Source organism: Actinoplanes sp. NPDC049265 (genome assembly GCF_043197135.1).
GTDB lineage: Bacteria > Actinomycetota > Actinomycetes > Mycobacteriales > Micromonosporaceae > Actinoplanes.
This window is the reverse complement of sequence record NZ_JBICSP010000010.1, coordinates 322,133-335,012: the sequence shown is the minus strand read 5'-3', so window position 1 is coordinate 335,012 and position 12,880 is coordinate 322,133. Positions and strand designations below refer to the sequence as shown.

Genomic DNA, 12,880 nt, shown 5'->3' with positions numbered 1-12,880 from the left:
CCACCAACACCGCCTACCAACCCACCGAACACCGCGCCCTACAACGCCTACTCACCCAACACCCCACCACCGGTTGACACAGGGCACTCCCGCCGGGGCCGGCCGCGCGACTCCAAGGCCGCAGGGCGGCCAGACCAGAGCCGCGCACCCTTCATTCTGAGTAGGTGGTCACCCTCCCAAACCCCCCGGTGGTGGCCCAGCGCGCTGCATACCGCCCAGCCCTACCAACACTCACCCCAGTTGGTAGGCGAGCGCGGCATCTCGACCCCAGAAACCGCTCAGGGCAACCACCGTCCAACACAGTGGTAGCCCTGGACGTGCCTAACGCATCAACGCCAACCGAACAACCGCCTCAGCCAACAGCAGCACCTCATGCTCGGCAACGAAACCTTCCGGCCGTAACGCCGCCCTCAGACACGCCGCGAGTTCCTCCCGCACCTCCGCTTCATCGTGGCTGGCCAGCATGCGCCGTGCGTCGCCGACAATCGCATCCAAGGTGTCCGAGACACTGCCGAGCTGATCGAGCATCTTCATCCCTTCAAGCGTGTCGACAGACATTCGCGTTCCACCGCACCCGACACAATCCCCCAAACGCCGACAACATCCGCTCCCCGATACGCCCCGACGACCCGCTCCCACACATCAGCCAGCACCAGCGATGAGAAGAACCAGCTCAGGCAACCCGAGAGGCGCAACGCGACGAATCGTCATCGGCCGCACCTCCGATACCGCCGGAAACAACCACCAGCCACGAAAGTGGTAGCGGGAAGCGGAAGCACGAGCGCGAATACCGCCCAGGCCTACCACTGGCTCGGGCAGTGATAGATCCGAGGCACCTTTGCGCGTGCTGGCTGCGGGGGCGAACACAGGGCTGGCGTCTCGGGCTTGGCTGCCCGGGTACATCCAGCGAGGGGGGCGGGGGCGCTGGCGACAACTCACGCAGGTGGAGCGAAGCGACCTCGGCGGGAGCGACGGTCCGCACCACCCACCCGGCTACGACCTCGAGCTCTTGAACTTCAGGTGAAGAGCCGCAGGTAGGCGGGCGGGACGCCGTCGGTCAGCCAGACGCCGTTGGCGCTGCGATAGAAGAGGTGGCCGGCCGCGGACATGGCGGATGTGTCGACGCGGAGGATGGCCACGTCGGTGGAGCGGCGGGTGCCGACGCGGGTGGCGGTGTCGGTGTCGGGTGACAGGTGGACGTGCCGGCGGGTGCGGGGGCGCAGGCCCTCGCGCATGATCGGCGGGATGTTGGCGCGTGGCGTGCCGTGGAACAAGCGTGCCGGCGGGGTGGCCGGGGCCAGACCGAGGTCGACGTTCACGCGGCGGGAATGGCCCTGGCTGGCGCGGATGCGGTCGGCCTCGATGGCGAAGCGGGACTTGTCGTTGCCGGCGACCACGAGGTCGAGTTCGGCTCGGGTGATGTGCAGGGCGGCGAGAAGGGTGTCGATCGGCACCCAGCCGTTGCTGTCCAAGGTGATGCCGGCCGACTCGGGGCGGTGGCGCAGGACCATGGAGATGCGGCGGCTCAGGCGGACCTGCTCTTGGGTGAGGGGAAGAGTCACGGGTTCAACTCCATGACCGCAAGGTAGTAGGGATGGTCGGCGTCGTCGATCGATTTGAGGCGCCAGGGGGTGCCGGTCAGCAGGGTTTCCAGCTCGGCCGGGGAGCAGACCAGGTAGTCGAACCAGTCGGTGGCCAGCAGGCGGTAGCGCAGCCGGAGCCGCAGCTGGCCGCCGAGCCGGCCGCGGGCGCGGTTGCGGGCGTGGTAGCTCAGGTGTACGGGGTCGGTCGTGCCGTACGGGTCGGTGCCCTGGGCGACGATGCGGGCGCCGGGGTTGGCCAGGGACGCCAGCGCGGCCAGCAGGACGGGCGCCCGGTCCGCCCCCTCGAACAGGCCGAGGTTGTTGCCGAGCAGCAGAAACGTGTCGTAGCGGGTGGCTGCGCGGCGGCCGAACTCGTCGACGGTGGCCAGCACCGTGTCTCGCAGCCCGCGCCGGCGGGCCACCGCCAGCGCGCCGGGCGACGTGTCCAGGCCGGTGACGGCGATTCGGCGGCGTTGCAGTTCGACGGCGACCCGGCCGCCGCCGCAGCCGAGGTCGAGGACCTGGCCGCGGCAGAGCCGGAGGGCGCGGTGGTCGTGTGGTTGCCACTCGGACGGTTCGCCCAGGTAGTGGTCGGCGGGGGCACCGTTGATGAGCCCGTCGTCGCGTTCGATGACCTCGATCACCGGGCGGGGCACTCGTCCGCCGGCCAGTGGTCGCGGGCCGATGCCGGTGCGTACCGCGTACGCGTCGGTGATCATCTCGCCGAATACGTCGCCGATCGGTGGTTGATCCACCCGGCTTACTCTTTAGCCATGGCGACGCTGGAGCAAATCGGCGCGGAGAAGTACGCGCTGCTGACCACGTTCCGCAAGGACGGCAGTGCGGTGGGTACGCCGGTCTGGGTGGTTCCGGACGGCGCGGAGCTCGCCGTCTGGACGACCAAGGGCAGCTACAAGGTGCGGCGCATCCGGAACAACCCGCGGGTCACCGTGCAGGCCTGCGACATCCGCGGCAACGCCCACGGCGACGTGCTCGAGGGTGAGGCTCGCTTCGGCACCAGGGACGACCACCGGCGTGTGCTCGGTTCGCTGCGCCGCAAGTATGGGTTGTCGGGCCGGCTGGTCATGCTGGGGAGTCGCATCCGGCGCGGCGCCGAGGGCACCCTGGTCATTTTCGTGAAATAACGAAGAAGGGGCGATCGCCTTCCCCAGCGTTCGCCCCTTGCAACGATTTTCGTCGACGCGGTCGTCAGTCGCCTTGACGCTGCGTGGGAATCTGTCCCTGCAGCAGGGCGCGAACTTCCGACTCCCGGTAACGACGGTGGCCGCCCAGCGTACGAATTGCGCTGAGCTTGCCGGCCTTCGCCCACCGGGTGACGGTCTTCGGGTCGACTCGGAACATCGACGCCACCTCGGCCGGCGTGAGTAGCGGCTCTGGGTCGTGCGTACGCGATGCCATCGGTCACTCCTCCACAGGTACCTAAAAGACATCGGCCGGGGTCCCGCCGGCCGGTGCGTCTCTCATGGTCCGGCTAGTCCCCGATGTCCGACATGGCCCGAACGGCTGAACGTCCCTAGATAGACGGTTGAAGCTTGTCCGATTTATCCGTGTTTTCTACGCCAGATAGTGTGCCGTTTGGTATGAAAATCACGCTTCGCCAGCGAGCAGTTACGAGGAGTGTTCGCCTTGGGAGCGATCCCACCGCCGTGATTTAGCAGCATTTTGGCTGCTCAATTGCATCGTTCCAGAAGCTGGACGGCACGCCACCGGGCAACGATCTTCTCGTATGCCTCAGTTGCGGCATCGGCGTCGCCCCGGGACAGCGCCGAGAGCCCGGCCGCCACCAGTCCGGGTGAATCGTCCTGAGCCAGGTCGTCCTCCGGAAGAAGGCTGGTCAAGCCGCCGTAGTCGAGCTCCACGACCGATCGCGGGTGGAACTCCTCGAGCCACTTGGTGCCCTCCTCGACCGCCTCGGTGATCGGGGCGTCGCCGAGCGACTTGCGCAGCACCGAAACGCCACGATGGGCCCGCCGCCGCGCCTTGGAGATCTCGGTCCGGTAGCGCAGGGTCCGCCGGTCTCCGTTCAGCACGATCTCGCGCTCATCGAGATCGACAAACACAAACCATCGCAGCGGTACGCCCCACGTGGCGATCTGTTCGTGCACCCGCGGTACGCCGTGCTCCAGCACCTTGGCCCCGCTGCGCCAGTCGTCCACGATCGCCTTGGCCTGGCCGGCCAGCACCGGCGGCACGAACGCGTCGGCCAGCACCGAGGGCACCCCGTCCCGGGCGTTGAGAGCCGCCTCGGCCACCCGCAGGCGCAGGTTCCAGGGGCAGACCAGCAGCGTGTCGCCCCACTCCAGCACGTACGCCTCGTCGGGCAGGTCGGGCAGCCTGGTCCAACCCGCGCCCAGCGCCTCGAGCACGGCCGTGCGCTGCTTGACCGGTCCCTCGGCCAGGCCCAGGGCGCGGCCCTCGCGGGCGTACCGGCGCCAGTAAACCTGCCTCTCACGGTCGAAGGCGGTCAGCGGCTCGTAAACCCGCAGGTACGACGCGAACAGTGACGGCACGCCGCGATCCTTTCACGCGATCACGCCCGCTGACGAGAGCCGCGCAAGGGTCGGCTCGGGCGATCACGCGGGTGCGAGGCGCGGTCCCGCGATGATCGCCAGAGCCGACCCCTGGGTCATAGAGTCGGAATGTGAGGCCCGCGTCACCCTGCGGGCGAAGTGAACGACAGACCCCACAAGGGTCCGCATCGCGAGGAGCGTCACATGGGCGTGTTCCACACCGAGGGCACCGACGCCACCGGTCACGAACAGGTCGTCTTCTGCCAGGACCGGGCCACCGGCCTGAAGGCGATCATCGGCATCTACAACACCGCGCTCGGTCCGGCTTTGGGCGGGACCCGGTTCTATCCGTACGCGACGGAGGAGGACGCGGTCGCCGATGTGCTGCAGCTCTCCCGGGCGATGGCCTACAAGAACGCGATGGCCGGGCTGGACCTCGGCGGCGGTAAGGCGGTCATCTGGGGTGACCCGGCCCAGCTGAAGAGCGAGGCGTTGCTGCGGGCGTACGGCCGCTTCGTGGAGTCGCTCAACGGCCGCTACTACACCGCCTGCGACGTCGGCACCTACGTGCCGGACATGGATCTGATCGCCCGCGAGACGAAGTTCGTCACCGGCCGCAGCGTGGAGCACGGCGGCGCCGGCGACTCGTCGGTGCTCACCGCCTGGGGCGTGTTCCAGGGCATGCGGGCCGCGGCCGAGCACACCTGGGGCGACCCGACCCTGGCCGGGCGCCGGGTCGGCGTCGCGGGGCTGGGCAAGGTCGGCAAATATCTGGCCGGTCACCTGATCGAGGACGGCGCGACAGTGGTGGCCACCGACGTCAGCGCGGCGGCGCGAGAGTGGGCGCGTACCTCGTACCCCCAGATCGATCTGGTCGACGACACCACGGCCCTGATCACCTCCGAGATCGACGTGTACGCCCCCTGTGCCCTGGGCGGCGCGCTCAACGACGACACCGTGCCACTGCTGCGGGCCAAGGTCGTCACCGGCGGGGCGAACAACCAGCTGGCCCACCCCGGCATCGAGAAGATGCTGGAGGAACGCGGCATCCTCTACGCGCCGGACTACGTGGTGAACGCCGGCGGTGTGATCCAGGTCGCCGACGAGATCGAGGGCTTCAATTTCGAGCGGGCCAAACTGCGCGCCACCGGCATCTTCCAGACCACTCGACGCATCCTGGAGCTCGCCCGCGAGGAGGGTGTGCCACCGGCGCTGGCCGCCGATCGGCTCGCCGAGCGTCGCATGACCGAGGTCGGCAGGTTGCGCAGCGTCTATCTCCGCTGAGACACGCCGCGACGCGCGGTCGTGTCTCACACAACCCGAGGTGCCGAAGGCGGCATCATCCATGTACCGTAAGACCCACGAGAGATGCCTGACGTCATCGGGGCCCGCCTTCGGGCTGCCCCGAATTCTGTGCGAGGGGGTCGAGCCATGGGGCGCGGCCGTGCTAAGGCCAAGCAGACGAAGGTGGCCCGGGAGTTGAAGTATCACTCCCCGAACACCGACCTCACCGCCTTGCAGCGCGAGTTGGCGGGTGCTGGTGGCAAGTCCGACCATCACCTCGACGACGACAACGACGAGTTCGTTGACGACGACGAGGACCATGATGATGCGGACGACCAGGAAGACCGCTGGTCGCCTTCGAGGCGTTGACGGCTGACCCGTTCGCACAGCAGAGCACGCGGCTTACCGCGTGCTCCCTCGTGTGACCGGTCAGCCGAGCATCCCGTTCTTCACCGGCAACATGAAACCCCACGCGGATCACTCCGCGTGGGGTTCCGGTGCCGCGCTTCAGCGTGGCCGGTTACCCACTCGGGTCACTCCGCGTGGGTCCGGTGCCGCGCTTGAGCGTGGCCGGTTACCCACTCGGGTCAGCCCGCGTGGGTCCGCCGCCGCGTCTCAGCGTGGCCGGTTGTTCCAGTTGTAGAACGTGGGGATGTTCTCGAAGTGGTTCCAGGCGCACACCGCCGTGCTGCCGTCCTGGGCTGCGTCCTGCGTGCTTTCCGCACGTTCCTGCCGTGCTGCTCGGGCGAGAGCCAGCAGCGCGGTCAAACCGCTGCCCGCATCCCGGACGCGTGCAGTCACGGGATCGTCGGCCGCGCCGTCATGCTGGGCTGGGCTCGTGATCTCGGGCATGGTCCAGGACTCCCTCCAGTAGGCGGATCTTGCTGTTGCGGCAGTGGTCGGTCTCCGTCACGTCGAACCGTCCGTGCTCGAAGTAGCGGTTGGCCGCGTGCGCCCCGCCGCAGAACCCGAAGTACGGGCAGCTCCGGCGGCACGCCTCGACCCCGGTCAGGAACTCGGCGATCCACGGCGTGCCGGCCGCCTCGGCCAGGATCCGGCCGAGCGGGGTGGTCAGCACGTTGCCGCTGGTGAAGTCGCCGTAGCGCGGGTCGTGGAAGCCGGCCAGCTCGGGCGAGAGCAACACCACCGAGCCGTCGTGGGCGACCGTGGGGATCGGGTCGAGCCGGCGCGGCAGGACGGCGTCGGCGGTGCCGTCCAGCACGGCCGCCGCGTAGCGCAGGGACCACTCGATCTCGCGCAGGTGGATCCGGGGGTCGCGGCGCCAGGCGGCGACCAGCTCGGACCAGAAGGCGGTGACCTCGGCGGCCGGATAGCTGTTGGCGCGCTCGTTGACGCCCTCCTGCTCCTCGACGTTGATACCGAGCACCTCGCAGCCCAGGTCGAGGAAATAGTCGTACAGCTCGGTGGCCAGGCCTGGCTCGGGCCGCCCGACGACGCACAGGGCCGAGAACGGGATACCGCGCCGGCGCAGGATGCCGATACCGCGGGCGATGCGGTCGTAGGCCGGGCGGTGACCGCGGGTGACGCGGTCGCCGTTACGGTGCTCCGGGCCGTCCACGCTGACGCTCACCCGTACGTCATGGGCCTGGAAGAAATCGCACCATGTGTCATCGATGAGCGTGGCGTTGGTCTGGATGTGGTGCTCGACCCCGGCACCGAACGGCGCCATCAGGGCGGCCAGGTGCTCGCGCCCCGCGGCCATCGGCTCGCCGCCGTGCCAGACGATCGAGAAGCGTTGGGTACGCGTCCACGGCTCCACCGCCTCGGCCACGGCGGCCGCCACAGCCACCGGCATCCGCTTGTCGACCTGGCGGAACGGCAGATAGCAGTAGGCGCAGTCGAGATTGCAGAGGGTCGTGGGCTGCATGACGACGTAGCGGGGCGTGGCCGAAATGCCCTTCATGCCGCTCCACGCCATGCCTGCCCCCGGTCTCCTCGGCTGAGGCCAGGCTAAGTCGCCACGTCCAGGCAAGGGAAGATCGGCGGTCCCGACAAATCGACAACCGCAGATGATTTCCTGTTTTTCCCACCGGTGTCCGACCTCACAACGATCGGATGCAACCGATCACCCGCGGGTGTACTGACCCACCATCTGCACCTGGCCGGTGCCGTCGATGACCTCGCCCACCTGCCAGGCCTCGACACCGCGCCCGGTCAGGTAGGCCATGGCGCGGTCGGCGTCGTCCGAGGAGACGATCGCGAACATGCCCACGCCCATGTTGAACGTGGCCTCCATCTCGTGGTCCTCGATGCGGCCCTTGGCCTGGATCAGGTCGAAGATCGGCTGCGGGCGCCACGAGGCGCGGTCGACCACGGCGTCCACGTGCTCGGGCAGGATACGGACCAGGTTGCCCGGGATGCCGCCGCCGGTGACGTGCGAGAACGCGCGTATGTCGGTCTCCTCGATCAGGCCGAGACAGTCCTTGGCGTAGATCTTGGTCGGGGTCAGCAGTTCCTCGCCCAACGTGCGCTGCTTGCCGAAGTCGTCGACCACGGTGTCCAGGCGCATCCGGCCGGCGCCCAGCAGCACGTGCCGAACCAGCGAGTAGCCGTTGCTGTGCAGGCCGGACGAACGCATCGCGATCACCGCGTCGCCGATCTCGACCCGTTCCCGGCCGAGGATCTCGCTCTCCTCGACCACACCGACGCCGGTCGCCGACACGTCGTACTCGTCGGGACGCAGCACACCCGGGTGCTCCGCGGTCTCGCCGCCGAGCAGGGCACAGCCGGCGTACCGGCAGCCGTCCGCGATGCCCGCGCCGATCTCGGCCACCTTGTCCGGAACGACCTCGCCGCAGGCGATGTAGTCGAGCAGGAACAGCGGCTCGGCACCGCACGCGACCAGGTCGTCGACCACCATCGCGACCAGGTCGATGCCGATCGTGTCGTGGATGTCGAGCTGCTGGGCGATCACCAGCTTGGTGCCCACGCCGTCGGTCGACGAGGCCAGGATCGGGCTGCGGTACTTCGCGGTGTTCAGCCGGAACAGGCCGGCGAAACCACCCAGGTCACCCATCACCTCGGGCCGGGTGGTCTTCTTGACCTTCGTCTTGAGCAACTCGACCGCACGGTCGCCGGCGTGGATCGACACCCCGGCATCCGCGTACGTAACCGCGCGCTTACGGCCGGCCCGGCCCGAGCTCGCCGTCCACGGCGTGCGCTCCGGCCCCTCGGCGCCGTTCGATCCGGCACTGTCGCGCTCGGACACGTGCGTCACGGTTCTCCCCTTACAGCTGTGGTTGTTACGGGCGCTGCAGCGCGTCGACCGCGGAGTCGCGGGGATCGTACTGATCCTCGAGCTCGGCCACGGCCGCTTCCTGGTCGGTGGCGGCGCGGCGGCCGACACCCTCCAGCACGTGCTTGCCGATCAGGTTTCCGGCCGGGAGCTCGATCGGGTATTCCCCGTCGAAGCAGGCCATGCACAGCCGCGACTTGGGCTGCTCGGTGGACTGCACCAGACCGTCCAGGGAAACGTAACCCAGCGAGTCGGCGCCGATCGAGCGCCTGATGCCCTCGAGTTCCAGGCCGTTGGCGATCAACTCGGCCCGGGTGGCGAAGTCGATGCCGTAGAAACAGGGCCATTTCACCGGCGGGGACGAGATGCGTACGTGTACCTCGAGCGCGCCCGCCTCACGGAGCATGCGGACCTGAGCCCGCTGCGTGTTGCCGCGGACGATCGAGTCGTCGATGACCACGATCCGCTTGCCGCGGACCACCTCGCGCAGCGGGTTCAGCTTGAGCCGGATGCCCAGCTGGCGGATGGTCTGCGAGGGCTCGATGAAGGTGCGGCCCACGTACGCGTTCTTCATGAAGCCCGCGCTGTACGGAATGCCGGACGCCTCGGCGTAACCGATCGCCGGCGGAATGCCCGACTCGGGTACGCCGATCACCACGTCGGCCTCGACCGGATGCTCCTTGGCCAGCCGGCGGCCCACCTCGACCCGGGCCGAATACATGCTGCGGCCGGCGATGGTGGTGTCCGGGCGGGCGAGATAGACGTATTCGAACAGGCAGCCCTTGGGCTCGGGCGCGGCGAACCGGCTCGAGCGCAGGCCGTGCTCGTCGATGGCCAGGATCTCGCCCGGCTCCACCTCACGGACGAAACTGGCGCCGACGATGTCGAGGGCCGCCGTCTCGCTGGCAACCGCCCAGCCCCGGTACATCCGGCCGAGGACCAGCGGGCGGACCCCCTGGGCGTCGCGGGCGGCGTACAGCGTGCCCTCGTCCATGAAGACGAAGCTGAACGCGCCCCGCAGCCGCGGGAGCACCTCCATGGCCGCGGCCTCGACCGAGAGATCGGGCTTGCCGGCCAGCAGGGTGGTCACCAGCGCGGTGTCGGAGGTGTGGCCCGGGTCGACCTCGAGACCGAGTTCCGCCACCTCGCGGGCGAGCTCGGCCGAGTTGACCAGGTTGCCGTTGTGGGCCAGGGCGATAGTGGTGCCGGCCGTGGTGGCCCGGATCGTCGGCTGCGCGTTCTCCCAGTTGGACCCACCGGTCGTGGAGTAACGCGTGTGACCGATCGCCAGGTGGCCCTTGAGGCTGGCCAGCGTCGGCTCGTCGAAGACCTGCGACACGAGGCCGAGGTCCTTATACACAACCACGCCTGAACCGTCACTCACAGCAATACCGGCGGCCTCCTGGCCGCGGTGCTGGAGTGCGAAGAGCCCGAAATATGTGAGCTTCGCAACCTCTTCCTCGGGCGCCCAGACTCCGAAGACGCCACAGGCATCTTGGGGGCCACGCTCCTGGGGGTCGAGATCGTTGGTCAACCGGCCGTCGCCTCGGGGCACAGACTTTGCTCCCTCGTGCAGATCCGCAGTGTTCGCGACCGAGTGTACGCGAGGTGCCGGAAGCCGGCCCGGGTCAGCCGCCCCCGCCGACCGGCAGGAACTCGCTCAGATCGGTGCGGATGCCGCTCGCGTGGATCTTTCCCTGCTGCACGGCATCGGCCCAGCTCAGTCGGCCGGTCGCCACAAGCAGCCAGGTCATCGGGTCGGTCTCGACCACATTGGGCGGTGTGCCACGGGTGTGTCTGGGACCCGCGACACACTGAATCGCTCCGAACGGGGGAACGCGAACCTCCACCGATCGGCCCGGAGCCTGCCGGGCCAGAGCCGCGAGCAGGTCCCGGACGGCGTCGCGCAGCACCGTACGGTCGGGTTCGCCGTCGTGATCCAGCGCGTCCAGCGCTGCCCGTACGGACTCGGATTTATTGTGCGCAGAGGACACGTCGGGACGATACGACTCGTTGCCGCAAGATCTCCCGGCGCCCCTGACTCGCGCAATGTACCCGCGACAGGGCATAGTGGCCGACGGTGTAAATCGTCGCCGGATCTACCGGACACATCAGTCATCCGGAGACCTGCGACCGGAGAGGCGGTGGACGTGACGACGCACCTACGAGGCCGAGCGGCCCAGGCCGGTGCGTTATTGGCGCTGGTCGGCGGCATCATCGCGGCTACCGCCACGCCCGCGCTGGCGGCCGGGCTCGAGGCCCAGATTGACAGCGTCCAGACCCAGGTCGAGGCCGGCAAGTCGGTTCAGCTGCGCTACACGGTCAGCAACACCGACACGCTGGACCCACCCGCGTCGGACGGCAAGGTCAAAATCAACGTCAGCGCCGGCGGCATGAAGTGCGGTGGCTGCTCCAGCACCGTCACGCTGAAGGCCGGCGACGAGAAGTCGCTCAGCGCGACGCTGACCGCCCCCGACAACGTGCCCGCCGGTCAGACCCGCACCTTCCAGGTGCAGATCTCGCTCAACGGCAAGGCCGCCGCCTCCGAGACGATCACCGTCTCCGGGCCGGACAAGCCGGCCAATGTGCGCCAGGTCTCCGGCAAGGTGAAGGACGACAAGGGCAAGCGGCTCAGCGGCGCCCAGGTGGTCATGCAGGACAGCGCCGGTCACCGGTACGACACGACCAGCAACGACGGCGGCAACTTCGCCTTCACGTCCTCGGACTCCAAGCCGATCGCGGTCGGCTCGATCGTCGTCGGCGCCGGCAAGGACGACCACGAGTCGGCGACGGTCACCGTGCAGGGCGGTTCCGGCAAGACGGTCAACGTCACCCTGACGCTGGCGACCAAGGCCGGAGCAACGCCCTCGGCGACGCCGTCGGTCACCGAGGAGGCCAGCGCGCCGGCCGAGGACGAGGCCACCGACGAGGCGACCGACGATGCCAGCACTCCCGCGCTGAACAGTGACAAGACCGCGGGCAAGGAGGACGGCAGCGGTTCGCTGCTGTTCATCATCCTCGGCGGCCTGCTGGTCGCCGCCGGAGTCGGCGCGATCGTGCTGGTCCTGATGCGCCGCAAGAACAACGGTGGCGGCGATGGTGACGGCGACGACGACGGGCCCGCCGGCCCTGGGCCCGCTCCGGCCGGACGCGGCGGGTACGGCAGCGATGCCACCCGCGTGGCCGCACCGGTCGGTGGCGGCCGAGCCGGTGACGCCACGATGGTCGCCGGGGCCGGTGGCATGTCCGACGCGCCGACGGTGCTGCAGCGCGCGGTGCCGCCCGAGGACGAGTTCCCCGACCCTTACGGTGTGCCGGCCCAGCAGCAGCCCGCGTACGGCGCTGCGGCCAACCAGTACGGTTCGGCGACCCAGACCTACGGCGCGGCGAACGTGCCGGCCCAGGGCACCGGGTACGACGACGAGCAGTACTACGACGACGGCCAGCAGCAGGGTGGCGGCGGCTACTACGGTGGCGCGCCGCAACAGCAGCAGCCGCAGCAGCAGCGCTACGACGAGCCGACCGGCATGTACCGCCCCGAGGAGTACGCCGACGACTACCAGCAGCCGCAGCCGGGTGCCGGTGGGGCCTACGGGCACGGAGCGGCGGCTCCCCAACCGCAGCAGCAGTACGACGGGTGGGACGACGGCGGGGCGGCTCAGGGCGGCGGCGCCGGTAACTACGGCGGCGGCGCGGGCTATGAAAACGGCTACGACAATGGGTACGACCAGCGCGCCGGCGGTGGCGGTGGCTATGAGGCCGGGTACGACAACGGCTACGACCAGCGTGGTGGCGGTGGCGGGACCTACGGTGGTGCCGGTGGCGGTTACCAGTCGCAGCAACAGGGCTACGACGCCGGGTACGACAACGGTTACGACCAGGGTGGCGGCGGCTACGACCAGCGCGGTGGTGCCGGCTACGACCAGGGCGGCTACTACGGCGATGGTGGCGGCAACGGCGGCGGCGACCAGGGTGGACGGCGTGGCGGTCCGCCGCGGCAGGGTCCGCCGGCGACCGAGGAACCCGCACGGCCCGGTCAGCGGCGGCTGCCGTGGATGGATGACTGAGTAAGGACGCAACTGAGGAAGGCCGGATCCCAGATCGGGGTCCGGCCTTTTTCGTGCCGCGCTCCTTGGAGCGGCGGGCCTTGGGACGGCGGGCCTTGGGACGGCGGGCCTTGAGACGGCGGGCCCTGAGACGGCGGGCCCTGAGACGGCGGGCCCTGA

Annotated in this window: 14 protein-coding genes; 4 read left to right on the top strand and 10 right to left on the bottom strand. The window is 69.2% G+C overall.

The annotated features are described in order from the left end of the window. Positions 1 to 321: 321 nt before the first annotated feature. The 3 genes from ACGFIO_RS24770 to ACGFIO_RS24760 form a co-directional block, all read right to left on the bottom strand. Positions 322 to 558: a hypothetical protein gene (locus tag ACGFIO_RS24770; RefSeq protein WP_392829008.1), complete on the bottom strand. Its 237-nt coding sequence runs from the start codon at positions 556 to 558 to the stop codon at positions 322 to 324. Between the two features lie 458 nt (positions 559 to 1,016). Beyond that, entirely contained in the window at positions 1,017 to 1,562 is a 546-nt protein-coding gene (locus tag ACGFIO_RS24765) for an RNA 2'-phosphotransferase (RefSeq protein ID WP_392829006.1), read from the bottom strand. Continuing rightward, complete coding sequence (locus ACGFIO_RS24760) at positions 1,559 to 2,302, bottom strand: class I SAM-dependent methyltransferase (RefSeq protein WP_392829037.1); 744 nt, start codon at positions 2,300 to 2,302, stop codon at positions 1,559 to 1,561. The genes ACGFIO_RS24765 and ACGFIO_RS24760 overlap by 4 nt, the downstream gene beginning before the upstream one ends. Positions 2,303 to 2,356: 54 nt before the next feature. Here ACGFIO_RS24760 and ACGFIO_RS24755 point away from each other — a divergent pair, with 54 nt between their 5' ends. After that, the gene (locus ACGFIO_RS24755) at positions 2,357 to 2,728 is read left to right on the top strand and encodes a PPOX class F420-dependent oxidoreductase (protein ID WP_392829004.1); all 372 of its coding nucleotides are present in this window, start codon (positions 2,357 to 2,359) and stop codon (positions 2,726 to 2,728) included. A 64-nt stretch (positions 2,729 to 2,792) separates the two neighbouring features. On the opposite strand, the gene ACGFIO_RS24750 is transcribed toward ACGFIO_RS24755, so the two are convergent. Both ACGFIO_RS24750 and ACGFIO_RS24745 read right to left on the bottom strand, forming a co-directional pair. Beyond that, the gene (locus ACGFIO_RS24750) at positions 2,793 to 3,002 is read right to left on the bottom strand and encodes a BldC family transcriptional regulator (RefSeq protein ID WP_014687221.1); all 210 of its coding nucleotides are present in this window, start codon (positions 3,000 to 3,002) and stop codon (positions 2,793 to 2,795) included. A 272-nt stretch (positions 3,003 to 3,274) separates the two neighbouring features. After that, a complete protein-coding gene (locus ACGFIO_RS24745; RefSeq protein WP_392829002.1) occupies positions 3,275 to 4,114 on the bottom strand; it encodes a hypothetical protein in 840 nt (279 codons plus the stop codon). 204 nt (positions 4,115 to 4,318) lie between these two features. Between ACGFIO_RS24745 and ACGFIO_RS24740 the strand changes: the two genes are divergently transcribed. Next, complete coding sequence (locus ACGFIO_RS24740) at positions 4,319 to 5,398, top strand: Glu/Leu/Phe/Val dehydrogenase (protein ID WP_392829000.1); 1,080 nt, start codon at positions 4,319 to 4,321, stop codon at positions 5,396 to 5,398. 147 nt (positions 5,399 to 5,545) lie between these two features. Further along, positions 5,546 to 5,767 carry a DUF3073 domain-containing protein gene (locus ACGFIO_RS24735; RefSeq protein WP_364311896.1) on the top strand — a complete coding sequence of 74 codons (222 nt, stop codon included), beginning with the start codon at positions 5,546 to 5,548 and terminating at the stop codon, positions 5,765 to 5,767. A gap of 246 nt (positions 5,768 to 6,013) precedes the next feature. Here ACGFIO_RS24735 and amcA read toward each other — a convergent pair whose 3' ends face one another. From amcA to ACGFIO_RS24710, 5 genes are all read right to left on the bottom strand, one after another. Continuing rightward, entirely contained in the window at positions 6,014 to 6,250 is a 237-nt protein-coding gene (amcA, locus tag ACGFIO_RS24730) for a multiple cyclophane-containing RiPP AmcA (protein WP_392828997.1), read from the bottom strand. Further along, complete coding sequence (gene amcB, locus ACGFIO_RS24725) at positions 6,219 to 7,322, bottom strand: cyclophane-forming radical SAM peptide maturase AmcB (protein ID WP_392828996.1); 1,104 nt, start codon at positions 7,320 to 7,322, stop codon at positions 6,219 to 6,221. Before amcB ends, amcA begins: the two co-directional genes overlap by 32 nt. Positions 7,323 to 7,484: 162 nt before the next feature. After that, positions 7,485 to 8,636, bottom strand: coding sequence for a phosphoribosylformylglycinamidine cyclo-ligase (gene purM / locus ACGFIO_RS24720; protein ID WP_392828994.1), 1,152 nt, complete (start codon positions 8,634 to 8,636; stop codon positions 7,485 to 7,487). A gap of 25 nt (positions 8,637 to 8,661) precedes the next feature. Then, positions 8,662 to 10,209 carry an amidophosphoribosyltransferase gene (gene purF, locus ACGFIO_RS24715; RefSeq protein ID WP_392828992.1) on the bottom strand — a complete coding sequence of 516 codons (1,548 nt, stop codon included), beginning with the start codon at positions 10,207 to 10,209 and terminating at the stop codon, positions 8,662 to 8,664. A gap of 73 nt (positions 10,210 to 10,282) precedes the next feature. Further along, entirely contained in the window at positions 10,283 to 10,648 is a 366-nt protein-coding gene (locus ACGFIO_RS24710; protein WP_392828990.1) for a sterol carrier family protein, read from the bottom strand. A gap of 156 nt (positions 10,649 to 10,804) precedes the next feature. Here ACGFIO_RS24710 and ACGFIO_RS24705 point away from each other — a divergent pair, with 156 nt between their 5' ends. Next, a complete protein-coding gene (locus tag ACGFIO_RS24705; RefSeq protein WP_392828989.1) occupies positions 10,805 to 12,721 on the top strand; it encodes a carboxypeptidase-like regulatory domain-containing protein in 1,917 nt (638 codons plus the stop codon). The last annotated feature ends 159 nt before the right edge of the window (positions 12,722 to 12,880 follow it).